Raw genomic sequence first — 22,930 nt, forward strand, 5'->3', positions numbered from 1 at the left:
GACAATATGCGGATGTTCAAATTCAACGCCCTCCAAATCACGTTCGCTGCATAGCTGCGTCCTTTCGATGGCATTCGGAAGGCAGTGTCCTTCCGGCTCACAAACCCCGGCAGGCAAGGTCTTCCGGGGTTTTGTTTTTTCGCTTTGTTCATTTTTTGAATCATGTTCACCCGCACGTTCGACAAGTTGATCGCCACGATTCCCGCTCGCCGGAACGCGGGGTGGCTGCGTGCGCGCGTGCGCCCGTGTTCCGGCCGATCGATTGCATTTCTGAGCTGAGCCAGCTCCGGTGAATCCATGCCGGGGCGGCTTGATCGTCCCGACATGAGGCCTTCTTCCAGCGTGAAGAAGGCCGGAAAGATTCACCATGAACAACCACCCAAGAAACATCCGCAACATCGGCATCATTGCCCACGTCGACGCGGGCAAGACCACCACCAGCGAGCGCATCCTTTTCCACACGGGCGAAAGCCATCGCATGGGCGAAGTGCACGACGGTGCTGCCCACATGGACTTCGATCCGGAGGAGCGCCGTCGCGGCATCACCATCCACAGCGCGGCGACCACCGTGCGCTGGCGCGACGTGCAGATCAACCTGATCGACACGCCCGGCCACATCGACTTCAACATCGAGGTCGGACGAGCGCTGCGCGTGCTCGACGGCGCGGTCGTCGTGCTGGATGGCGTCGCCGGCGTGGAGCCGCAGACTGAAACCAACTGGCGTCTTGCCGACCGGCACGGCGTGCCGCGCATCGCGTTCGTCAACAAGCTCGATCGCACGGGCGCGGACTTCGAGCGCGTGGTCGCGTCGATGCGCGAGCGTCTGGGCGTGATCGCCGTGCCCGTGCACATGCCCATTGGCGCGGAGGCGGGCTTCGTCGGTGTCGTGGATCTGCTGCGCATGCGTGCGCTGACCTGGGTGCGTGACGACGCATCGCAGCCGCCGCAGAACACCGCTGTTCCTATCGAGATGCTGGCGGCGGCGCAGGCCGCTCGTGAGCGTCTGCTGGAGGCCGTGGTCGAGCAGGATGACGCGGCGCTGGAGGCCTGGCTGCGCGGCGAAGAGCCGTCGCTCGAGCAACTGCAGCGATGCATTCGCCTCGGTGTGCAGCGGCGCGCCTTGGTGCCGGTGCTCGCGGGTTCCGCCTTCCGCAACCGTGGCGTGGAGACCTTGCTGGATGCGGTGGTCGACTGGCTTCCCGCTCCGGGCGAACGCGAAGGATCGGTTGATGCGAACGTCGATGCGCCGCTTGCCGCGCTGGCCTTCAAGGTGGTTGCGGACGAGCACGGCAGCATGGTCTTCGTGCGCCTGTATGCGGGCCGTTTGCGCCGTGGCGACATGGTGCTCAACACGGGCACGGGGCGCATGGAGCGTGCCGCGCGCCTCTATGAGATGCATGCCGACAAGCGCGTGGAACGCGACGAGCTGGTGGCTGGTGAAATCGCTGCGGTGGTGGGTTTCAAGGACACGCTCACGGGGCAGACCCTGAGCGATCCTGCACATCCGGTGCAACTGGAATCCATCGCCGTGCCCGAGCCGGTGATCCATCTCGCGCTCGAGCCGCGCACCAAGGCCGACCAGCAGGGCCTGTCCCGTGCGCTGCACAACATGCTGCGCGAGGACCCGAGCCTGCGCCTTCGTCAGGACGAGGAATCGGGTCAGACGATTCTGTCGGGCATGGGCGAGCTGCAGCTCGAGGTGGCCGTCAACAAGCTGCGCGAGCGCTACGGCGTGGAGGTGGTCGTGGGTCGCCCGCAGGTGGCCTATCGCGAGACCATTGCCGCAGCGGCGGAGCTGTCGCATGTGCACAAGAAGCAAAGCGGTGGCCCCGGGCAGTTCGCGCAGCTCACGCTGCGCATCGAGCCTTTGGAGCGTGGCGCCGGCGTGCAGTTCGAGAGCAGGATCGTGGGCGGAGCCATTCCGCGCGAGTTCGTCCCGGCGGTGGAGGCCGGCGTTCGGCGAGCGGCTGAAGCGGGACCGATGGCGGGCTATCCGGCCGTCGATTTCCGCGCGGTGCTGCTCGATGGCGGTTTTCACGAGCGCGACTCGTCGGCGATGGTCTTCGAGTTGGCTGCGGCGCATGCGCTGCGCAGCGTGTTTCTGAAAGCGAAGCCGCAACTGCTGGAGCCGGTGATGGCCGTCGAGGTGATCACGCCCGCCGAGTATCTGGGCGATGTGATCGGTGATCTGCACCGCCGCCGAGGCCAGGTGCGCGGTCATGCGCTGCGTGTGGGCGCGACGGTGATCGACGCGCTGGTGCCGCTCAAGGAGATGTTCGGCTACATCGGCACGCTGCGTGCGCTCTCATCGGGCCGCGCGCAGTATTCGATGCAGTTCGATGGCTACCAGGTGGCACCACAGGCGGTGGCTGAACGGGCCGCTGCCTGACCGACAAGGAAGTGCCTCGCCATGCGGCGGGCGCTTTCTTTCATGCATAAAAAAACCGCGCCGATCTGGCGCGGTTTTTCTTGGAGCTCAGCGTCTGAAGAATCAAACGCCTGCGGCGTGTGCCTGCTGGTCCGCGTGGTAGCTGGAGCGCACCATCGCGCCGACGGCGGCGTGCGTGAAGCCCATCTTGTAGGCTTCTTCTTCGAACATCTTGAAGGTGTCGGGATGCACGTAGCGGCGCACCGGCAGGTGGCTGTTGGAGGGCGCGAGGTACTGGCCGATCGTGAGCATGTCGATGTCATGCGCGCGCATGTCGCGCATCACCTGCAGGATCTCTTCGTCGGTCTCGCCCAGGCCCACCATGATGCCGCTCTTGGTTGGCACATTGGGGTGCAGCGCCTTGAACTTCTTGAGCAGGTTCAGGCTGAACTGGTAGTCGGAACCGGGACGCGCTTCCTTGTACAGACGCGGTGCGGTTTCGAGGTTGTGGTTCATCACGTCGGGCGGCGCGGCCTTGAGGATTTCCAGCGCGCGGTCGTCGCGGCCACGGAAGTCGGGCACGAGGATTTCGATCTGCGTCTGCGGCGACAGCTCGCGGATGTTCTTGATGCACTCGACGAAGTGGCCGGAGCCGCCGTCGCGCAGATCGTCGCGGTCGACGCTGGTGATGACCACGTACTTCAGGCGCAGCTGCGCAATCGTCTTGGCGAGGTTGAGCGGCTCGTCCTTGTCCAGCGGATCGGGGCGGCCATGGCCCACGTCGCAGAAGGGGCAGCGGCGGGTGCACTTGTCACCCATGATCATGAAGGTGGCCGTGCCCTTGCCGAAGCATTCACCGATGTTGGGGCAGGAGGCTTCTTCGCAGACCGTGTGCAGCTTGTTCTCGCGCAGGATGTCCTTGATCTCGTAGAAGCGCGTGGTGGGCGAGCCCGCCTTCACGCGGATCCACTCGGGCTTCTTGAGGACTTCGCCCTGCTCGACCTTGATGGGAATGCGCGAGAGTTTGGCGGCAGCCTTCTGCTTGGCCAGCGGGTTGTAGGCTTCTGCCGATTGCGCTTCGCGTACGACTTCGGGTGTGCTCATGACTCTGCTCGTCTGTTCAGGGTGCAAGGCGGCGCTGCAGCTGGTCTGCCAGCACATGGGCCGCCTCATCAATGGGGATGGTGACGCCCATTGTAGAGAGGTCCACCGTGCGCAGCCCTGCGTAGCCACAAGGGTTGATTCGGGTGTAGGGCTCGAGATCCATGTTCACGTTCAGCGCCAGGCCATGGTAGGTGCAGTGCTGAGAGACCTTGATGCCCAGAGCGGCGATTTTCCCAAGTCCGGTGAAGTCCTGTGCGTCGTCCTTCCCAAGACCCTTCTGTGGGCGCTGTGCGAGCATGCCGTGGCCAGCCGGGTCGTCCAGCCGCACGTAGACGCCGGGCGCATGAGCGACACGGTGCCCGGTGACGCCGAAGTGCATCAGCGTGCGGATCACCGCTTCTTCGAGGCGGTAGACGTATTCCTTGACGAAGTAGCCCGCGCGGCGCAGATCGACCAGCGGGTAGGCGACCAGCTGTCCCGGGCCGTGGTAGGTCACCTGGCCGCCGCGGTTGGTCTGCACGATCTGGATGTCGCCCGGGTGCAGCAGGTGATCGGCCTTGCCGGCGATGCCCTGCGTGAACACCGGTTCGTGCTCGCACAGCCAGAGTTCGTCGGGGGTGTCTGCGGTGCGGCTCTGGGTGAATTGCTGCATGGAAAGGGCGGTGTCGACATAGTCGACCCGCCCAAGCGCGCGAACCTGCATGAAGGGATCGGTCACGGCAGGCCTTACAGCACGACCTTGACCATGGGGTTCGAGGTGAATGCGCGGTAGATGCTGTCCAGCTGCTCGCGGCTGGTGGCGGTGATCGTCACCGTCACGCCAAGGTATTTTCCGCCCGTGCTTTTGCGCAGCTCGACCGTGCTGGCGTCAAAGGTGGGGTCGAACTCCTCGGCGATTTTGGTCACCGACTGCACGAAGCCTTCCGCGTCGTCACCCATGACCTTGATGGGGAACTTGGAGGGATATTCGATCAGGGATTCCTTGCGGGGATCGGGGGTTTGGGTGGTGGCTTCGGTCGTCATGGTGGTGTACTCGCAGTCTTGGGGTGGATTGCCTGTCACCATCATGTAAGGGCAAAGTGCAAAATCGCAAGCTCCATGGCGCTAAGCCCCTGTCAAAGCAGGGCCGGAACGCTTTGGCAAGCAAAGTTTGTGTGGATGCCACCGCCCGTTGGTTGAGGGCGACAGAACATGCGGCAGCGCCCCTGGAATGTAAGAAACCGGGCGGGTGCTATCGACCTGTCCGGGTTTCTATTTATAATCAAGAGCTTTGTTAAAGATTTAGTCTGTTACAGGGGCGTCGCCTAATGAACAAAGACATGACGCCCGAGACTGAAACTGAGGTCGAAGATTCCGATTTCAAGCCCCTGACCGCGCAGGAAGCGCAGGAATGGCGCGCGAGACACAAGACGCTCTCCATCTGGTGGATCGTCATGGCTCAGGCGCTGGTGGGGGTGGCAGCCGTGCTGGTGGCGTGGCTGGTGTCGTCGAAGGCGCAGATTGCGTACTCGGTGGCATATGGGTCACTGTCGGTGGTGATACCGTCGCTGGTGTTTGCGCGAGGCTTGGCTCGCGGACGCGGCGGCTCCGCTGGTGGTGCCATGGTCGGGCTCTTTGGCTGGGAGCTGGTCAAGATTTTGTTGACGGTGGCCATGCTGGCGGCTGCACCCCGGATCGTTGCCGGAGTGAGCTGGTTGGCTTTGCTGATAGGCATGGTCGTCACTATGAAGGCTTACTGGGTCGCACTGCTGGTGCGTCGCAGCAAGTAGAACTGATTGATTAATTGAGAGAAGAGTTGTCCGATGGCCGCAGAAGAAGCGCACGTCATGACTGCCAGTGAGTACATCCGTCACCACTTGCAGCATCTCCAAAACATCAAGCAGAAGTCCATCATCGACTTCTCCGTGGTGAACCTCGACTCGATCGCCGTTAGTGTGATTCTTGGCGCGGTGTTTTTGTTCCTCTTCTGGCTTGCCGCGCGCAAAGCCACCTCCGGTGTTCCCGGTCGCTTCCAGGCGGCGGTGGAAATGCTGGTGGAAATGGTGGACAACCAGGCCAAGGCCAACATCCACAACGCGCAATCGCGCAAATTCATCGCTCCTCTGGCTCTGACCGTGTTCGTCTGGATCTTCCTGATGAACGCGATGGACATGCTGCCGGTGGATCTGCTGCCAGTCCTGTGGCAACACGGCACGGGTGACGCACACGCCTATCTGCGCGTGGTGCCCACCGCCGACCTGTCCACCACGCTGGGCCTGTCTTCCGCCGTTCTGATCCTGTGCTTCTTCTACAGCGTCAAGATCAAGGGCGCTGGCGGCTGGGCTCACGAACTGGTGACTGCACCGTTCGGCACCAGCAAGAACCCCATCTTCGCCGTGATCCTCGGCGTTGTGAATCTGCTCATGCAGATCATTGAATACGTTGCCAAGACGGTTTCGCACGGCATGCGACTGTTCGGCAACATGTACGCTGGTGAGTTGGTGTTCATGCTGATTGCCCTGATGGGTGGCGCAGCCGCTATGTCGCTCTCTGGTGTGTTGCTCCCCGTGGGGCACATCATTGCAGGCTCTATCTGGGCGATCTTCCACATTCTGATCATCACCCTGCAGGCCTTCATTTTCATGATGCTGACGCTGATTTACCTCGGCCAGGCACATGAAGCTCACTGATCCTTCCTTTCCTTTTCCTTAACCTTTCTTTCTTTCATTTCTTGGAGTCATCATGGAAAACATTCTCGGTCTCGTCGCTCTGGCTTGTGGTCTGATCGTGGGTCTCGGCGCTATCGGCGCTTCGATCGGTATCGCTCTGATGGGTGGCAAGTTCCTGGAATCGTCGGCACGCCAGCCTGAACTGATCAACGAACTGCAAACCAAGATGTTCATCTTGGCCGGTCTGATCGACGCTGCGTTCCTGATCGGTGTTGCCATCGCCCTGCTGTTCGCTTTCGCCAACCCCTTCGTCCTGGCTTAAGCTCCGATCAACGCCCTAGATAGAAAGGTGTTGCCGTGAGTATCAATGCGACCCTGTTCGTTCAGGCCATTGTTTTCCTGATCCTGGCGCTGTTCACGATGAAGTTCGTGTGGCCCCCGATCGCGAAGGCACTGGATGAACGAGCCCAGAAAATCGCTGATGGTCTCGCTGCTGCTGACCGTGCCAAGACCAAACTCGCCGCTGCTGACCAGCGCGTGAAGCAGGAATTGACCGCTGCCAGCAACGAAACTGCAACGCGCCTGGCTGATGCCGAGCGTCGCGCGCAGGCCATCATTGAAGAGGCGAAAGCACGCGCTACAGAAGAAGGCAACAAGATTGTCGCTGCAGCACAGGCCGAAGCCCAACAACAGTCGATTCAAGCCCGTGAAGCCCTGCGCGAGCAGGTGGCGGCATTGGCCGTCAAGGGAGCCGAGCAGATTCTCCGCAAGGAAGTCAACGCTGGCGTTCACGCGGATCTGTTGAACCGTCTGAAGACCGAGCTGTAAGGGAGCAACCATGGCAGAACTCGCCACCATTGCCCGCCCTTACGCTGAGGCTCTGTTCAAGGCCTGCAAGGATGTTGCGGGCGTGGACCTGACGGCCACGGCTTCCTGGGCGGACGAGCTGGCGGCGATTGCCGCCGATCCTCAAGTCCGCTCGCTGGCCGACAACCCGAAAGTGACGCCCGAGCAGCTGCTCGGCCTGTTCACTTCGGTCATCCGCACGCAGCTGCCTGCCATGGCCACCAACTTCCTGAAGACCGTGATCGACAACGGTCGCGTGGACGTGCTGCCAGAGATCGCCGCCCAGTTCCGCTCGCTGGTGAACGCCAGCAAGGGTTCTTCGGACGCAGTGGTCTACAGCGCTTTCCCTATGGATGCGGCCGCTCTCGCCGATCTCCGTGCTTCGCTCGAAAAGCGTTTCGGCCGCAAGCTGGAGCTTTCCACCAAGGTGGATGAGGCGCTGATCGGTGGCGTGCGCGTGGTCGTTGGAGACGAGGTGCTCGATACCTCGGTCAAGGCACGACTGGAACAAATGAAAGCAGCCCTCACTGCGTGATGCGGCGAGGACCCGGCTAACCAAAATTGAAGGAAAGAGTCATGCAACTCAATCCCGCTGAAATTTCAGAACTGATCAAGAGCCGCATCGAAGGGCTGGCTGCTGGCGCTGATATCCGCAACCAGGGCACGGTCGTTTCCGTGACTGACGGTATCGTGCGCGTGCATGGCCTGTCCGACGTGATGCAGGGCGAAATGCTGGAATTCCCAGCAGGCTCCGACGGCCAGCCATCCTTTGGCCTGGCACTGAACCTCGAGCGCGACTCCGTCGGCGCCGTGATTCTGGGCGAGTACGAACACATCTCCGAAGGCGACACCGTCAAGTGCACGGGCCGCATTCTGGAAGTGCCCGTCGGCCCCGAACTCATTGGCCGCGTGGTGAACGCGCTGGGTCAGCCGATCGACGGCAAGGGCCCGATCAACGCCAAGATGACGGACGTGATCGAAAAGGTCGCTCCAGGCGTTATCGCGCGTCAATCCGTTGACCAGCCTCTGCAGACAGGTACCAAGGCGATCGACGCCATGGTGCCAATCGGCCGTGGCCAGCGCGAACTGATCATTGGCGACCGTCAGACCGGCAAGACCGCCGTCGCGATCGACGCCATCATCAACCAGAAGGGGCAGGGCGTGGTCTGCGTGTACGTAGCCATCGGCCAGAAGGCTTCTTCGGTCAAGAACGTGGTGCGTGCTCTCGAGCAGGCCGGCGCGATGGACTACACCATCGTCGTGGCTGCCACCGCTTCCGAATCCGCTGCGATGCAGTACGTGTCGGCCTACTCCGGCTGCACGATGGGCGAGTATTTCCGCGACCGTGGCGAAGACGCCATGATCGTGTACGACGACCTGTCCAAGCAGGCCGTGGCTTACCGTCAAGTGTCGCTGCTGCTGCGCCGCCCACCAGGACGCGAAGCGTTCCCCGGCGACGTGTTCTATCTCCACAGCCGTCTGCTCGAGCGCGCAGCTCGCGTGAACGCCGACTACGTGGAAGCCTTCACCAAGGGTGAAGTCAAGGGCAAGACAGGTTCGCTGACGGCTCTGCCGATCATCGAAACCCAAGCCGGCGACGTGTCCGCTTTCGTTCCTACCAACGTGATTTCGATCACCGACGGTCAGATCTTCCTGGAAACCAGCCTGTTCAACGCCGGTATCCGTCCCGCCATCAACGCCGGTATCTCGGTGTCGCGCGTGGGTGGTGCTGCCCAGACCAAGCTGATCAAGGGCCTGTCCGGCGGTATCCGTACCGACCTGGCGCAGTACCGTGAACTGGCTGCGTTCGCGCAGTTCGCTTCCGATCTGGACGAAGCCACCCGCAAGCAGCTCGACCGTGGCGCGCGCGTGACTGAACTGCTCAAGCAGCCTCAGTACAGCCCACTGCCCATCAGCATGATGGCTGCGTCGCTGTTCGCAGCCAACAAGGGCTTCCTGGACGACATCGATGTGAAGAAGGTTCTGCCTTTCGAACACGGTCTGCACCAGTTCCTCAAGACCAGCCACGCTGGCCTGGTGGAGCGTCTGGACAAGAACCGTGCCTTCGACAAGGAAGGCAAGGACGAGGCCGAGCTGTCCCAAGCCATCGCTGCGTTCAAGAAGTCGTTCGTTTAATCCGGACGAGGAACCATCATGGCAGCAGGTAAGGAAATACGCGGCAAGATCAAATCGGTGGAAAACACCAAGAAGATCACCAAGGCCATGGAAATGGTGGCCGCCGCCAAGATGCGCAAGGCTCAAGACCGCATGCGCGCTGCTCGTCCATACAGTGAAAAGGTGCGCAACATCGCTGCGCACCTTGGCCAAGCCAACCCCGAGTACGTTCATCCTTTCATGAAGCTGAACGACTCGAAGGTGGCTGGCGTCATTGTGGTGACGACTGACAAGGGACTGTGCGGTGGCATGAACACCAACGTGCTTCGTGCCGTCACCAACAAACTGCGCGACTTGCAGGGCGAGGGTGTCAGCGTTCAGGCGGTGGCCATCGGCAACAAGGGCCTCGGGTTCCTGAACCGCATCGGCGCCAAGGTGGTCTCTCATGCGACGGGCCTTGGCGATACGCCGCATCTGGAAAAGCTCATCGGCCCCGTCAAGGTGCTGCTCGACGCCTATGCAGAAGGCAAGATCAACGCGGTGTACCTCTCGTACACCAAGTTCATCAACACCATGAAGCAGGAATCGGTGGTGGAGCAGCTTCTGCCCCTGTCCTCCGAGAAGATGCAGGCCGAGAAGTCCGAGCATGGCTGGGACTACATCTATGAGCCCGACGCTCAGACCGTGATCGACGAATTGCTCGTGCGCTATGTGGAATCGCTTGTCTATCAAGCGGTTGCCGAAAACATGGCTTCGGAGCAGTCAGCACGCATGGTGGCCATGAAGGCCGCCACCGACAACGCTGGCAACGTCATCAACGAACTGAAGCTGGTCTACAACAAGACGCGCCAAGCCGCGATCACGAAGGAACTTTCGGAGATCGTGTCGGGTGCCGCGGCAGTTTAAATTTCTGGAGCAAACAAATGGCTCAAGTACAAGGCAAGATTGTTCAATGTATTGGCGCGGTGGTGGACGTCGAGTTCCCACGTGACCAAATGCCCAAGGTGTATGACGCCCTGAAGCTCGAAGGTTCGGCACTGACCCTCGAAGTCCAGCAGCTGCTGGGCGACGGTATCGTGCGTACCATTGCTCTGGGATCGTCCGACGGCCTCAAGCGCGGTCTGATGGTGTACAACACCGATCACCCGATCACCGTGCCAGTCGGCAAGGCGACTCTGGGCCGCATCATGGACGTGCTGGGCAACCCCATCGACGAACGTGGTCCAGTGGATCAGAGCCTCACCGCTCCCATCCACCGCAAGGCTCCTGCATACGACGAACTGTCGCCATCGCAGGAACTGCTGGAAACCGGCATCAAGGTGATCGACCTGATCTCCCCTTTCGCCAAGGGCGGCAAGGTGGGTTTGTTCGGTGGCGCCGGCGTGGGCAAGACCGTGAACATGATGGAACTCATCAACAACATCGCCAAGGGCCACGGTGGTCTGTCGGTGTTCGCAGGTGTGGGCGAGCGTACCCGTGAAGGCAACGACTTCTATCACGAAATGTCGGATGCCGGCGTCGTGAACCAGTCCAACCTGAACGAGTCCAAGGTCGCGATGGTCTACGGTCAGATGAACGAGCCCCCAGGAAACCGTCTGCGCGTTGCGCTGACCGGCCTGACCATGGCTGAAGCGTTCCGTGACGAAGGCAAGGACGTTCTGTTCTTCGTGGACAACATCTACCGCTACACACTGGCCGGTACCGAAGTGTCCGCTCTGCTGGGTCGTATGCCTTCCGCCGTGGGTTATCAGCCTACGCTGGCCGAAGAAATGGGCCGTCTGCAAGAGCGTATCACGTCGACCAAGGTCGGCTCGATCACGTCGATTCAGGCCGTTTACGTGCCTGCCGATGACTTGACCGACCCATCGCCTGCTACGACCTTCGCTCACTTGGACTCCACCGTCGTGCTGTCGCGTGACATCGCTTCGCTGGGTATCTACCCTGCGGTCGACCCACTCGACTCCACCAGCCGTCAGCTGGACCCGCAAGTTGTGGGTGAAGAGCACTACTCCGTGGCCCGTCAGGTGCAGGGCACTCTGCAGCGCTACAAGGAACTGCGTGACATCATCGCGATTCTGGGTATGGACGAACTGGCACCTGAAGACAAGATGCTGGTGGCCCGTGCTCGCAAGATCCAGCGTTTCCTGTCGCAGCCGTTCCACGTGGCCGAAGTGTTCACGGGCGCTCCAGGCAAGTACGTGCCTCTGGCGGAAACCATCCGCGGCTTCAAGATGATTGTGGCCGGCGAGTGCGATCACCTGCCAGAGCAGGCGTTCTACATGGTCGGTTCGATTGACGAAGCCTTCGAAAAGGCCAAGAAGATGGCTGCTTGATGAGCCTTGGCTGGCCGACGGCTCCATCGCCGTCAGTCAGCCAACCGCTTGAACAAGCCGTCGTTTTCCAACCTTTTCCAGGAGCCCAACATGAACACCATCCAAGTCGATGTGGTCAGCGCCGAAGAATCGATCTTCTCCGGCGAGGCACGCTTTGTTGCGCTGCCCGGTGAAGCTGGCGAGCTGGGCATTCTGCCCAAGCACACTCCGCTGATCACCCGCATCAAGCCCGGTTCCGTTCGCATCGAGCTGCCCAACGGCGACGAAGAATTCGTCTTCGTGGCTGGCGGCATTCTGGAAGTGCAACCCGACCGCGTGACCGTTCTGTCCGACACCGCCATCCGCGGCAAGGATCTGGACGATCAGAAGGCTGAAGAAGCCCGCAAGGCTGCCGAGGAAGCCCTCAAGAACGCCAAGAGCGATGTCGATCTGGCGCGCGCGCAATCCGAACTGGCCGTCATGGCCGCTCAGATCGCCGCTCTGCGCAAGTTCCGTCAGAAGCGCTGAGCATTCGCGCACTTGGTGCGCGATCCGGACATTCCGGCTCAAAAGAAAGCCGCTTGAAGCGATTCAAGCGGCTTTTTGCTGAGTGTCAATTGGAGACGCCAGGGCACGAAATGAAGAACATTGCGGACTGTGCACCGGATGGTGCAGAGACCCACAGCGCTCGAACGGGTGTCTGCGATCAAAATAAGCATCAGAACAAGCACCTGTGCTGTTTCATATCTTGACAGTCCGATGACTTGCATTGGTTCATTATTGGGATATTTCTCAGTGAGATGGCATTTAGTTGCATTGCGCTGGAACTCGATCGAATGCGCTGTTACTAATCTCGAAACCTCACTCGCCCTCAGCCAGCAAAAACGTGATTGATTCCCTCCGACCTTCCATAGCGACACCGACTGATGCGCATCCCACTCTGGACGAGTTCCGGAACGCGGCAGCGCAGGGCAATGCCGTCGTCATGGGGCACGACGGCGAACAGTGGAAGGTGCTCGCGCAGGGGCACACGCCGTCCCAGCGCAGCGTGGCTTGGGTGGCGCCTGATGTGGATACGACCTCGGTTTTCATGGATGCGCTGAGCCGCTCCTTCTCGGCCGGGATCCAGTCGAATGTCGCCCGAGAACTCGGGCTTTCGCCCACGCCCGGCAAGCCGCTTTCGTCTCGCGTCGTGCAGCAGGCCATCGACATGGCGGAAACGTCGCAAAACGCCCTGAGCGGCGTTGATTTCTTTACGCAGATCAGTTGCAGCGCAAGCTCCAACAGCAGCGCGTTTCAGCGTGCCTGTGCCCAGTTGAGCATCTCGCCAGCCGATGTTGATGCCCAGCAGCGCCGTGAGATTGACGCCGTCATGGCGCGGCAATTCGAGAATGCCGCCGCCCATGGACAGTCACCGGTGAGCACGAAAACGGCAGAGACCTGGCTCACCGCGGCGCTTCAATCGCGTTCCTGAGATGAGCGTCATGCGCGCTGCACGCGTGCATGGGACATGCGCCCAGTGCGCAACCGTCGCCTGTTACTAATTTTGGTCTGTTTTTTCCGCATTGCGAAAAAATCGCCACAAATTACCCTGAATAGGTGACATACAAAATTTCACGCTTTCGATACGATTTGAAAACTGCGGCATTGTTATTAATCGTTATGAATCGTGAATCCATTGGGACAGTACACGGATTCAAGTGATTCGAATCAATGCTGGCGAATTGACGATGTGCTGCAAATTGGCCCTTGACCCTTGCGCTCCAGCGGCACACCTATTCACCGGGGAGTCCCCCTGCGTCCAACGACGTGCGGGGCTCGAATCGAAACATGAGGGGACGTGGCATATGGCGACAAGATGGCTTCAGAAGACGACTGCGTCGCAAGCTCGCGCGCGCCTTGAATCGTCCATTGCTTCCGAAGTGTTGAATGCCATCAGAAAGCGTGGCTGACATGTCCGCCCAACTTCAGTTCCCGCACAACATGGTGCAAGAACCGCAAGACAGAGAGCTGCTGTTCCGCAATCTTGTGGAGAGCCACGGCAGTCGTCTGCACCGTTTCATCATCAAGAACATTGGCAATCGCGACGAGGCGCACGACATGACGCAGCAGGCGTTTCTCGAGGCCGTACGCTCCTACGAGACATACCGTGGACAGTCGGAGCTGTCGACCTGGCTGTACGGCATCGCGATGAATCTCGTGCGCAATCATCTGTCGCGAGCGCCGCATCGGCGCTACGAATTCGCTGATGAGTCGGAGCTCGCGCATGTGGTGTCCGAGAGCCTGACGCCTGAGCAGGCCATTGGACAGGCCCAGCATCTGCAGCATCTGAATGATGCGATGGCCGAGTTGCCCGAAAGCATGCGCGACGTGCTGCTGATGGTGGCGGTGGACGAGATGTCCTACGAGGAAGCGGCCGTCTTGCTCACGGTACCCGTCGGCACGGTGCGCAGTCGCCTGTCGCGCGCGCGCTCCACGCTCAAGGCCAAGCTGCAAGCGCGCGGCGTGGTGCTCGACTTCTGAGTCCCCCGGTCGCAAGACGCGCTCCCGTTCAATACCCTGCTGTTTTTCCTGTCCATTTCTTTGCGCCTCACCTTGTACAGGCTGGATCCGGCAAGGCCGGGATGGCGCGGTGCGGAGGAGCTCCCGTGGGGGGGCTGTTCCGACCGCCGCATCCCGTATCGATTTCATTGAGGCTGAACACCTGTCAGCGCCGGAACGCTCTCGGACGACGGTGCCGGAGCGTGCAGCGTTGTCGGCAGCATCTCCTGCGGGAAGGGATCCTGGGTCTTCAGGGCATTCACGGCAACGCCGAGCTGAGGAGGCAATGACACTACCCGAGGCCGGATCATGAACAGGCGTTCGCGGATCTGGGAGTTGTTGGTCCGGTTGGAGAACAGCAAGCCAAGAATGGGCACGGAGCCGAGGCCCGGCACCTTCTCGACCGAGCTGGTGCGTGAGGTGCTGCGGTAGCCGCCGATCAGCAGCGTCTGGCCTTCGCCGACGATGGCCTGGGTGCTCACGGTGCTGCGGCGCACGGTGGGCAGGGTGTCGACGGTAGTCTCCTGAATCTGTCCGTCTTCGATGTCCACATCGAGTTGAACGACCGGGCCTCCGTCACGCATCACGAAATGCGGCGTCACGCGCAGCGTGGTGCCTGCCGTGATGGGAGTGACCGTCGCGACCCGTTCGCCGATGGTGCGCACGTAGAAGGTCTCCGAGAGATCCAGCAGCGCTCCCGTGTTGTCCACCGTGAGTATCGACGGACGCGACTGGATCGACGCATCGCCATTGGTCTCCAGTGCGCGGATGCGGCTGACGAGAAAGTTGCCGGTGTTCACCACCAGCGTGGTCGGGTCAAAGGTGGCTGAGCGGTTGATCCCGCCGACGATCAGGTCGTTGCCGTCGCCTGTGGGCGTCATGTTGCCGAAGCCGCCGACCGTGCCTCCCTTGCGGCCGGACCAGGCGATGCCCAGTTCGTCGAGGCGATTGGTGTTGACGTCGATGATCAGCGCCTCGATCTCGATCAGCGGCGTGGCTACGTCGAGCTGATCGATCAGCGCCTTGTATAGAGGAATGCGCTCGGGCGTGTCCTGCACGATGATGGCGTTCAGACGCGAGTCCGCCTGGATCGATGGAGCTGCCGTGCGCCGCATCCCCATCTGAGCGTTGCCGTTCTGTGCCCGAGCACCGTTGGCAGTCTGACCCATGCCGCTGGGTGCAGCGCCTGTCGCGTTGGCCGTGCCATAGGGCGACGCCGCCACTCCGTTGGCGGCACCGTTGCCGTTGGGGTCGAAATTCATGCCCGCGGTGTTGGCTGCGGCGGCCATGCCGGGCGACGAGGCCAGCATGTTGGCCACGGATGACATCGACGAATTGCTCACGCCGGACGATCCCGAGCTGCCCGCGTTGTTGATCAGATTGCGCAGCACCTGGGCCAGGCCGGGCGTGGTGATCTGCCGATCCCGGTACATGATGGTGCGGTCATCCACAGAGGCATGCTTGAGTTTGAAGACCGCCACCTGCTGGCCGCCGGCCGCCAGCGGCAGCGTCGCCATGGTCCGCTCGATCAGGCCGACGTAGGCCGGTGGGCCGGAGACCAGCGCCACGCCCTGCTCGGGCAGTTCTCCCCAGCCAAAGCGCTTGTCCAGAAGGCCGAGGCTGCCCAGAGCCTCTCGCACCATCGCGATATTGCTGCTGCCCGACGAGATGGCCTTGGTGCTCATCTCCGTGGTGCGGCTCACGAACAGCGTGCCGGCGTGCGTGAACCAGTTCAGGCCATACACGCTGCCGAGTCGGTCCATGAACTCGGTCGGGTTCTGCGCGTTGAACTTGCCGTTGATGTTGCCGCTGACTTCGGGAGAGGCCTCCAGCGCAAGGCTGAAGCTGCCCGCGAAATTGCCGAGCACGGTCCGCAGCGACTCGTTGTTGGCGTAGTAGCTGTAGGGCGCGTCTGCCCATGGTGGAGGGGAGGCTTGCGCGGCAGGCGATGCCAGCAGCATGGCGCAGGCCGTGGCCATGGCGCAGGACAGGGCTCTGGGCTTGCGCAAGAGGCTTTGCAGGATGGAGGGCGCGTGGTTCGTCATGGCGTCATCCATTCAGACAGTCGTGATGGCCTTGGACCAGAAAGCCAGAGCGTTCACGAAATCGCCGATGGCTTCGTCGATCTCATGCGTGGAGTGGGTCGCTACGGTCTGCTGCAGCCAGATGGCGCGCTCGCGCTCGTCCACCACGCAGGTGCTGGCATGTTCTTTCATCATGCCGAGAGCCATCTGCGCGACGCGAAGTATCAGCTTGTCGCGGTCGTTGCCGGGATCGGGCAGGGTTTGCAGGCGGGAAACGATGACGATGCCGCCTTCGGGCAGGGCACGCAGGCGCAGGCGATAGCGGTCATCCACCTGCATGTCGAGCGGATCGTTGAGGCGGAAATCTTTGCTGTCCAGACCGATCTGCGCGGAGTAGGCCTGCAGCAGTCGGGCGCTTGCGGGATCTGGCGGGGCGGTGCTTCTCATGCGAGTGGGTCCTGATTGTGTTGGTTCATCTGCTGCAGCAGGCGCAGCAGCTCGGCGACTGGTTCGACCAGCTCGGAGGGAATGTATTGACCGGATTCGGCCTGCGCAGTGAGCGCGCGCGCAAGCGGAATGTTCTGCATCACAGGGACGCCCGCTTCGCGAGCCGCCTGCATCATGCGTTCGGCGAGGGCACCTTCGCCCTTGGCGAGCACCACCGGCAGCGGGGTTTCATCCGCGTCATAGCGCAGCGCAACGGCATAGTGGGTAGGGTTGGTCACGACGACGGTCGCCTTTCTGGCACTGTTGACGGCGCCTTCCTGCATCATTTCCTGATGCAGATGCTTGCGCTTGTGCTTGATGTGGGGGTCGCCCTCCATCTCCTTGTATTCCTGCTTGACCTCGTCCTTGGACATCATCAGGCCCTTGCGGTACTGGTAGCGCTGCCATGCGAAGTCAGCCAGGGAGATCGCTCCGTAGGCGATGCCGATGTTGATCAGCATGGTCTTGAGCAGCGCGCCGACCACGCTGCCGAAGCCCGCCATGCCCGCATCGGGAATGCTGGTGAGAATGGGCAGCGCATCGCGGATCAGAATGCTCAGCAGCGCTGACAGAAACCCGATCTTGAGCGCCGACTTGAGGAACTCCACGAAATTCTTCACCGAGAAGATGTTCTTCACGTTGGCGATCACGTTGAGCTTCTTGGCCGATGGCTTGAGCTTTTCAAATGCGAACAGAATGCCCACCTGCATCGTGTCGGCGAAGATGCCGACGATGAGCACGATGCCGATGAACGGCAGCACCACCTCCGCGCATTCGCGCAGTGCCGCGTTCACGACGGTCTCGGCGGCCTGGGAAAAGCCCAGTTGCAGCACGGTGCCGGGCAGCAGCATGAGCTTGCCCAGACTCTCGACGATGGCCGAGGCGCTGACCAGCAGATAGCCGAAGATGGACAGGATCAGCAGCGTCTGCGTGAAGTCCTTGCTGTAGGCGACGTCACCCTTCCTGCGCGACTCGCGCAGGCGCTTGGAGGTGGGTTGTTCGGTCTTTTCGCTCATGACGGCTGCACTCGTTTCGTGGGATCAGGAAGAGCCCGCGCCCCACTGCTCGCGCAGGAAGGGCAGGATGCGAACGATGGCGAGAATCTCGTCCTTGCCGTACTCGAACAGCGTGGACGCGTAGAGCATCAGCACAAGCACGGCCAGAGCGCTCTTGATCGGCATGGCCATGAAGAACACTTGCAGCTGCGGCGCGAAGCGGCTCACGAGCGCGAGACCGAACTCCGAAAGGAACATCGCGACCAGCACCGGAGCCGCGAGCAGTACGGCCATGTGCATGAGCTGATCGAGCTGCTTGAGCATCAGCGGGATGGATTCGGCGCTCAATGTGGGCGACCACTGCGTCACGCTCCAGTAGAGAAAGCTGTCGTAGAGCACGCCCAGCAACAGCGAGAACCCACCCGAGATCAGGAAGAAAACGATGAACGCCTGATAGAACATGATGCCCATGGGCGAGGAGTCATTGCCGGTGAGCGGGTTGAGCGTGGATGCGATGCTTGCGCCGCGCTGGTTGTCCACCAGAAAGCCAATGGCTTCGAATATCCAGAACGGAATCGAGGCGAGGTAGCCGATGACGAAGCCGACGAAGACCTCCTTCATGATCAGCACCGACAGCGCCACAAAGTTCAGGTTCAGATCCGACACATCGGCAGCCACCAGCGGCATGGCCATCACGCCAAGCGTTCCCGCGATGCCGAAGCGGATCAGCCCGGGCACCAGTTGCGAATTGAAGAGCGGCAGCACGATGAACATGGCAAGAATGCGCGGTTGCGTCAAAGCCAACGTCCCAATGAGCGTCTTGGCTTCTTCGTAAGTAACCGGCAGGTCCATGCAGTTCCATCCTTTCGCGGGAAAAGCGCAAATCTCGTGCGTCAGCGGCCCATGTTGGGAATCGCGTCAAACAACTGCAGCGTGAAGTTGAACATCTCGCCGCCCACCCAGCGGGCCGTCAGCAGGATGGTGAGCGACACGGCAATCAGCTTGATGCCGAAGGACAGCGTCTGCTCCTGAATCTGGGTGAGCGCCTGGAACAGCGAGAACAGCGTGCCTACGATCGAGCCCACAATGATGGGAGGCAGCGACAGCCAGAGCACCAGATAGAGTGCCTGCGAAAAGAACGATACGACGTCAACCGTTTGCATGACTGGATACCTCAAACATAGGTGAGCACAAGACCGTGGATCAGGCGCGACCAGCCATCCACCATCACGAAGAGAAACAGCTTGAGCGGCAGCGAGATGGTGACCGGCGAGACCATCATCATTCCCATCGCCAGCAGAATGTTGGAGACGATCAGATCGATCACCACAAACGGCAGATAGAGCAGAAAGCCGATCTGGAACGCCGACGTCAGCTCGCTCACCATGAACGCCGGGATCAGCACCATGAAGTCCGTCTGGGTGATGCCTTCCGAGAGCTTGGGGCCCCAGGTGCGCTGGGCTGTGCGCATGAAGAAGTCGCGCTGCTCGAGGCGGCTGTTCTTGGTGAGAAACTCGCGCAGCGGCTCCGCACCTTCGCGTACCGAGGTCACAAAGCTGGTCACGTTCTTCAGGGAGTCGGGTTGTGTGGTGAGTCGCTCGAACATCGCCGTGCCGACGGGTGCCATCACGTAGGCCGAGAGAATCAGCGCCATGCCGTAGAGCGCCAGATTGGGCGGTGCCTGCTGCACGCCGATGGCATTGCGCAACAGCGACATCACCACCGCGATCTTGAGAAATGAAGTGCACACCACGACCAGCGTGGGCAGCAAGGCCATGATCGCCAGTACGATCGCCAGCGTGATGGGGTCGAAATTCTGCATGAAGCCTGCTCCGTCTGCGCTTCAGCGGGACGAGCCCAGAATGCGCGCTATGGACACGCCAATGCGTCCATCCACTTCAACAAGGTCGCCCTCGCCGATCAGCGCTCCGTTGGCGCGGATGCGCACCGCGCCCTGCAATGGATGATCGAGTGTCAGTGCCTGTCCGACTTGCAGCGCATGTACCTGCACGAGTGTCAGCGTGACCTCACCCAGATCGAAGGAGAGGCGCACGGGCAGTGATTCAAGTGATACCACCTCCGCGCTCTTTTGGGCGATGTCCTGATCGTTGCTCGGAGATGTATTGGTGTCGGTAGGCATGTGGGCCGTCCAGGTCTGGATGATCGAAAGGCTTGGTGGCGCGGGCGCATCGTTTGCGCCCGGCAAGTGCAGTTGGGCATGGATGCCGGCGTGGCCATCGGCACTCAGCCACAGCACGCGCTGCGCGGTAATGAAGCAGGTGCTCATGAGCACGACATCGCCCGTGCCCAATTGCGCCACTTCCTCGGCGGTGGTGCGCGTGAAGCCCAGCTCTGCATGCAGTTTCAGAGGGAAATCGGGTTCGATGCTGGCCGGAGCAAAGGGTCGGTCCTTGAGCAGACCCGCCACCAGCAGCAGGCCGAGGCCGTCGGCGTGCAGGCTGCCTTCAATGGCTTGCGGGCCTTGTTCCGTGCGCAGTGTGAGCTTGAAGGCGTGGGCCGGTTCAGCCGCTTTGTCGACGGACGCCGACAACTGGCTCACCAACGACGGAGTGCCGCGCCCAAGGCGTTGCAACGCATGCAGCACGCTGGACAGCACCGCCTCCTGTGCCGCCTGTGCGAGCGATGGTGGCAACTCGGGCAGGCTCGCGCCGCCCAGTTGTGCGCTGACCTGCTGCTCCATCGCCGCAATGGGCAGGCGCAGTGTGAAGTTGGCCCCTGCCCATTCCATGCGGATCACCGAGCTTGGCTGCGCCGACGGATCATGGTCCTGGGGAGCGCTTGCATGCGTGATCGGCACCAGACGCGCCAGCCATGTCGAGTCACCCAGTTGCAGGGGCAGATCGACTCCACGCTGCGCAATGATGGTGCGCCCCTGCGCTTCGTTGCGTGTCAGGCGCGGCAGCGGCAGCGCACGAATTGCAGGTTGTTGGGGTAGGGCGGACATGTGGAGAAGCTGCTTTGGAATGAGGGTGGTGGTTCGGGTGACTTGCGAGGTGACTTTGCTGCAGCGAATCAGTGGCCCGCCTGCACTTGTGTCGCGCAGCGGTCCTCCGGGTCGTCGGTCTGCACGCGAACACAGGTGGGGCGTTGCAGCGCCTGGCTCAGCCCATCGGCAAGCCACTGCGCGGATTTTTTCAGACGCTCGCGCGATGCTTCGAGGCTGCAGGTGAACTCGGCCACCACCGCGCCCGCGTCTTCAAACACATCCATCACCACGCCGGGCAAGCTGTCCTTGCTCAACTGGATCTGCACGCCGCGTCGCCCGCTGCTGCCATCGCCCACCAGCAGGCGCTGGGCCATCTGGCTGAGCGTCTGGTCAAGGCCTGCGAGTGCTTCGTGAGTCGATGTTCCTGTGGATGTGGATGTGGATGCTTCGCAGGTCGCGCCTTGGCCGAACAGCGCAAACGGGCTCGAGGCTTGTGGTGGCTGCGCGGGAGTACCCAGGCCTGACTGGCCAGGAGCGCTGCGCGCGTCCAGCAGCGTGCGCAAGGCGGCGGCATCGTCTGCCAATTGCGTTGCGTTGCGTTGCTCGGGTTGGGCTTGCTGATCCGTGCCCTGATGGCCCACGTCATAGCGGCTGCCGGAGGGCATGCCCAGGTCGAGATGAATGGGACGATCACCGCTCATTGCTCGCCTCCCGCATACTCTTCCCAATCCTCGCGGTCGCGCTTGATGTTGGCCACCTCTTCGAGTTCCAGGTCTTCCTTGCGCTCGGCTTCGCGGGTCAGCTCATTGGTGTGGTTGTGCGAGAGATCCACGAACTTGGATTTCTGGCGGCTGGCCTCCTTGTGAGCCGCACGCACCTTGTCGAGCCTCTGGTTTTCCTCGTCCAGCACGCGGATGGCGGCATCCACATTGTCTTGCTGTTGCATCTCGCGGACGCGCAGCGCGGCCACGGACTGCTGCACGTTCTCGATGTCCCGCAGCTTGACGATGCGCTCACACAGCTCGCGGTACATATGGCGTTCTTTGTCCACCCCTTCGGCCAGCAAGCGGGCGAGCAGCACCTCGGCGGCCTCGCGCTTTTCGCTGGCTTCAAGAGCGATGCTGCGTTGCATGCGCATGGCGGATTCCGCCTGCCCTTCACGGAAGGCTTTGATCGCCAGAAGCTCCTTGAAAATGCTCACCGCGTGCCTCCTGCGCCAACCAGCGCCGTGAGTTGTTCAAGGGTGTGAGACATCGACGAATGCTCTTCCGTGCGCTGCTTGAGAAAGCTGCGGATGTGCTCGATCTTGTCGATGGCTTCGTCGGTGGTGGCATCGCCTCCGCGCTTGTATTCGCCGATCTTCACGAGCAGTTCGACCTCGTCGTACTTGGCCATCAACTCGCGCAGACGGCCCGCCACCTTCTTGTGCTCGGGCGTGATCACCGCATTCATCACGCGTGATGCGGACGCCAGCACGTCGATGGCCGGGTAATGATTGGCCGCGCCCAGCTTGCGCGAGAGCACGATGTGGCCGTCCAGGATCGAACGCGTTTCGTCGGCGATCGGCTCGGTCATGTCGTCGCCTTCGACCAGCACGGTGTAGAGCGCGGTGATCGAGCCCTTGTCGTTCATGCCCACGCGTTCCATGAGCTTGGGCAGCGTGGCGAACACGCTGGGCGGATAGCCGCGACGTGTCGGCGGCTCTCCCGCAGCCAAGCCGATCTCGCGCTGCGCACGGGCAAAGCGCGTGACCGAGTCCATAAGGAACAGCACCTTCTTGCCCTGGTCGCGGAAATACTCCGCGATCGCCGTCGCCACATAGGCGGCCTTGGCGCGCTCCATCGATGACTTGTCGCTGGTCGCGCAGACGATCACGCTTTTCCTGCGACCTTCCTCGCCGAGTTCGTGCTCCAGAAACTCCCGCACCTCTCGGCCGCGTTCACCGATCAGCGCGACCACGGTCACGTCCACATCCGCGCCCTTGACCAGCATGCCCATGAGCGTCGATTTGCCGCCGCCGGCTGCCGCAAAAATGCCCATGCGCTGGCCTTCACCGCAGGTCAGCACCGAGTCGAGCGCGCGCACGCCCAGCTCCAGCGGCCGGCTGATGATGCGGCGCTTGAGCGGATCTGGTGCTTCCTGGAACACCGGGTAGAACTTGGTGGCTTCGAGCGGCCCGCGCTCTGCCTCATCGAGTGGACGGCCGAGACCGTCGAGTACCCGCCCCAGCAGCCCGAAGCCGACGGGCACCATGTGCGCGCGGCCCGTGGGGATGACTTCAGTGGCGGACGAGATGCCGTACATGTCGCCGATGGGCGTGAGCAGGGCCGCATCGCGCGCAAAGCCCACCACCTCGGCCTTCATCTCGAAGTCTTCGCCCGGATTTCGCAGCACGCAGACCTCGCCCACCTTCACCGTCGGCACCACGGCCTTGATGATGGTGCCCACCACCTGCGTGACGCGGCCCTTTATCTGCAGAACGGGCGTGTCGTCCAGCGCGATCTGCATCATCTCGGTGATGTAGTCGAACTGATGGATCGAGCG

The 22,930-nt window shown here is 61.7% G+C and carries 25 protein-coding genes; 12 read left to right on the forward strand and 13 right to left on the reverse strand.

The window, feature by feature from the left end; all coding sequences use genetic code 11:
• Positions 1-367 precede the first annotated feature (367 nt).
• Complete coding sequence (gene fusA / locus ISG32_RS14950) at positions 368-2,389, forward strand: elongation factor G (RefSeq protein ID WP_194771809.1); 2,022 nt, start codon at positions 368-370, stop codon at positions 2,387-2,389.
• A 102-nt stretch (positions 2,390-2,491) separates the two neighbouring features.
• On the opposite strand, the gene lipA is transcribed toward fusA, so the two are convergent.
• Genes lipA through ISG32_RS14965 form a run of 3 tightly spaced genes read right to left on the reverse strand, consistent with a single transcriptional unit; the run spans position 2,492 to position 4,495 of the window.
• Positions 2,492-3,472 (reverse strand): lipoyl synthase, encoded by a 981-nt coding sequence (lipA, locus tag ISG32_RS14955; RefSeq protein WP_194771810.1) that lies wholly within the window; start codon positions 3,470-3,472, stop codon positions 2,492-2,494.
• A gap of 16 nt (positions 3,473-3,488) precedes the next feature.
• Entirely contained in the window at positions 3,489-4,175 is a 687-nt protein-coding gene (gene lipB, locus ISG32_RS14960) for a lipoyl(octanoyl) transferase LipB (protein ID WP_194771897.1), read from the reverse strand.
• A gap of 23 nt (positions 4,176-4,198) precedes the next feature.
• Positions 4,199-4,495, reverse strand: a complete 297-nt coding sequence (locus ISG32_RS14965; RefSeq protein ID WP_194771811.1) for a YbeD family protein — start codon at positions 4,493-4,495, stop codon at positions 4,199-4,201.
• A 284-nt stretch (positions 4,496-4,779) separates the two neighbouring features.
• On the opposite strand from ISG32_RS14965, the gene ISG32_RS14970 reads away from it, so the two are divergent.
• From ISG32_RS14970 to ISG32_RS15020, 11 genes are all read left to right on the forward strand, one after another.
• Positions 4,780-5,241, forward strand: coding sequence for an ATP synthase subunit I (locus tag ISG32_RS14970; RefSeq protein WP_194771812.1), 462 nt, complete (start codon positions 4,780-4,782; stop codon positions 5,239-5,241).
• 33 nt (positions 5,242-5,274) lie between these two features.
• Positions 5,275-6,141, forward strand: a complete 867-nt coding sequence (gene atpB / locus ISG32_RS14975) for a F0F1 ATP synthase subunit A (RefSeq protein ID WP_194771813.1) — start codon at positions 5,275-5,277, stop codon at positions 6,139-6,141.
• A gap of 52 nt (positions 6,142-6,193) precedes the next feature.
• Positions 6,194-6,442 (forward strand): F0F1 ATP synthase subunit C, encoded by a 249-nt coding sequence (gene atpE, locus ISG32_RS14980; protein ID WP_011803767.1) that lies wholly within the window; start codon positions 6,194-6,196, stop codon positions 6,440-6,442.
• Between the two features lie 35 nt (positions 6,443-6,477).
• Positions 6,478-6,948: a F0F1 ATP synthase subunit B gene (locus ISG32_RS14985; RefSeq protein WP_194771814.1), complete on the forward strand. Its 471-nt coding sequence runs from the start codon at positions 6,478-6,480 to the stop codon at positions 6,946-6,948.
• Positions 6,949-6,958: 10 nt separating this feature from the next.
• Entirely contained in the window at positions 6,959-7,501 is a 543-nt protein-coding gene (locus ISG32_RS14990; protein WP_194771815.1) for a F0F1 ATP synthase subunit delta, read from the forward strand.
• Between the two features lie 41 nt (positions 7,502-7,542).
• A complete protein-coding gene (gene atpA, locus ISG32_RS14995) occupies positions 7,543-9,102 on the forward strand; it encodes a F0F1 ATP synthase subunit alpha (RefSeq protein ID WP_194771816.1) in 1,560 nt (519 codons plus the stop codon).
• 18 nt (positions 9,103-9,120) lie between these two features.
• Positions 9,121-9,987 (forward strand): F0F1 ATP synthase subunit gamma, encoded by an 867-nt coding sequence (gene atpG, locus ISG32_RS15000; RefSeq protein ID WP_194771817.1) that lies wholly within the window; start codon positions 9,121-9,123, stop codon positions 9,985-9,987.
• 17 nt (positions 9,988-10,004) lie between these two features.
• On the forward strand, positions 10,005-11,414 hold the full coding sequence (atpD, locus tag ISG32_RS15005; protein ID WP_194771818.1) for a F0F1 ATP synthase subunit beta: 1,410 nt from the start codon (positions 10,005-10,007) through the stop codon (positions 11,412-11,414).
• Positions 11,415-11,504: 90 nt separating this feature from the next.
• Positions 11,505-11,921: a F0F1 ATP synthase subunit epsilon gene (locus ISG32_RS15010; RefSeq protein ID WP_194771819.1), complete on the forward strand. Its 417-nt coding sequence runs from the start codon at positions 11,505-11,507 to the stop codon at positions 11,919-11,921.
• Positions 11,922-12,279: 358 nt separating this feature from the next.
• Positions 12,280-12,867, forward strand: a complete 588-nt coding sequence (locus tag ISG32_RS15015; RefSeq protein ID WP_194771820.1) for a BspR family type III secretion system anti-sigma factor — start codon at positions 12,280-12,282, stop codon at positions 12,865-12,867.
• 479 nt (positions 12,868-13,346) lie between these two features.
• Positions 13,347-13,916, forward strand: a complete 570-nt coding sequence (locus tag ISG32_RS15020; RefSeq protein ID WP_228529832.1) for an RNA polymerase sigma factor — start codon at positions 13,347-13,349, stop codon at positions 13,914-13,916.
• Positions 13,917-14,080: 164 nt separating this feature from the next.
• Here the strand turns inward: ISG32_RS15020 and sctC are convergent, their stop codons facing one another.
• The 10 genes from sctC to sctN form a co-directional block, all read right to left on the reverse strand.
• A complete protein-coding gene (gene sctC / locus ISG32_RS15025) occupies positions 14,081-15,979 on the reverse strand; it encodes a type III secretion system outer membrane ring subunit SctC (protein WP_228529833.1) in 1,899 nt (632 codons plus the stop codon).
• A gap of 12 nt (positions 15,980-15,991) precedes the next feature.
• A complete protein-coding gene (locus tag ISG32_RS15030; RefSeq protein ID WP_194771822.1) occupies positions 15,992-16,405 on the reverse strand; it encodes a CesT family type III secretion system chaperone in 414 nt (137 codons plus the stop codon).
• The gene (gene sctU / locus ISG32_RS15035; RefSeq protein ID WP_194771823.1) at positions 16,402-17,460 is read right to left on the reverse strand and encodes a type III secretion system export apparatus subunit SctU; all 1,059 of its coding nucleotides are present in this window, start codon (positions 17,458-17,460) and stop codon (positions 16,402-16,404) included. Before sctU ends, ISG32_RS15030 begins: the two co-directional genes overlap by 4 nt.
• A 24-nt stretch (positions 17,461-17,484) precedes the next feature.
• Entirely contained in the window at positions 17,485-18,291 is an 807-nt protein-coding gene (gene sctT, locus ISG32_RS15040) for a type III secretion system export apparatus subunit SctT (protein WP_194771824.1), read from the reverse strand.
• A gap of 41 nt (positions 18,292-18,332) precedes the next feature.
• Positions 18,333-18,602: a type III secretion system export apparatus subunit SctS gene (sctS, locus tag ISG32_RS15045; RefSeq protein WP_166067892.1), complete on the reverse strand. Its 270-nt coding sequence runs from the start codon at positions 18,600-18,602 to the stop codon at positions 18,333-18,335.
• A gap of 11 nt (positions 18,603-18,613) precedes the next feature.
• Positions 18,614-19,261 carry a type III secretion system export apparatus subunit SctR gene (gene sctR / locus ISG32_RS15050; RefSeq protein ID WP_194771825.1) on the reverse strand — a complete coding sequence of 216 codons (648 nt, stop codon included), beginning with the start codon at positions 19,259-19,261 and terminating at the stop codon, positions 18,614-18,616.
• 21 nt (positions 19,262-19,282) lie between these two features.
• The gene (gene sctQ, locus ISG32_RS15055; protein WP_194771826.1) at positions 19,283-20,404 is read right to left on the reverse strand and encodes a type III secretion system cytoplasmic ring protein SctQ; all 1,122 of its coding nucleotides are present in this window, start codon (positions 20,402-20,404) and stop codon (positions 19,283-19,285) included.
• Positions 20,405-20,472: 68 nt separating this feature from the next.
• Positions 20,473-21,087 carry a hypothetical protein gene (locus tag ISG32_RS15060; RefSeq protein ID WP_194771827.1) on the reverse strand — a complete coding sequence of 205 codons (615 nt, stop codon included), beginning with the start codon at positions 21,085-21,087 and terminating at the stop codon, positions 20,473-20,475.
• Positions 21,084-21,587 carry a type III secretion system stalk subunit SctO gene (sctO, locus tag ISG32_RS15065; protein ID WP_194771828.1) on the reverse strand — a complete coding sequence of 168 codons (504 nt, stop codon included), beginning with the start codon at positions 21,585-21,587 and terminating at the stop codon, positions 21,084-21,086. Before sctO ends, ISG32_RS15060 begins: the two co-directional genes overlap by 4 nt.
• The gene (gene sctN, locus ISG32_RS15070) at positions 21,584-22,924 is read right to left on the reverse strand and encodes a type III secretion system ATPase SctN (protein WP_194771899.1); all 1,341 of its coding nucleotides are present in this window, start codon (positions 22,922-22,924) and stop codon (positions 21,584-21,586) included. Before sctN ends, sctO begins: the two co-directional genes overlap by 4 nt.
• Positions 22,925-22,930 lie beyond the last annotated feature (6 nt).

Origin of the sequence: Diaphorobacter caeni, assembly GCF_015354245.1 — a bacterium.
Taxonomy (GTDB): Bacteria; Pseudomonadota; Gammaproteobacteria; order Burkholderiales; family Burkholderiaceae_C; genus Diaphorobacter_A; species Diaphorobacter_A caeni.